The organism is Corynebacterium sp. MSK039 (genome assembly GCF_030232315.1).
In the GTDB taxonomy this organism is placed as follows: Bacteria; Actinomycetota; Actinomycetes; order Mycobacteriales; family Mycobacteriaceae; genus Corynebacterium.
Genome location: NZ_JASPJL010000064.1, coordinates 1 through 236, shown reverse-complemented (window position 1 = coordinate 236; position 236 = coordinate 1). Strand labels below are relative to the sequence as shown.

At 30.9% G+C, this 236-nt stretch carries 1 protein-coding gene; it reads right to left on the bottom strand.

From position 1 onward, the window contains the following. Positions 1-206 (bottom strand): hypothetical protein (locus tag QP997_RS09850; protein WP_284847017.1); only part of this gene is annotated, 206 nt, incomplete at its 3' end. Positions 207-236: the final 30 nt, after the last annotated feature.

Below are 236 nucleotides of genomic sequence, written 5' to 3'. Positions count from 1 at the left end.
GCATGAGGATTAATTGAAATTGTATTACCTTCCTTATTACTCAACATGCCGGATAAAATTTCACACCAGTAATTAAAAGCGCTCTTATTAACTACTCTTTTTTGGCCATTGCTATATTTCTTTACAAATAGTTGATTAATATTGTCTTCTCCTCTATCTTCAAGGTACCTCGAAATTAATAATCTAGTACGTTCGTTATAATACAACCTAAATTTCTTGCTTCTTTTGCCAATAAC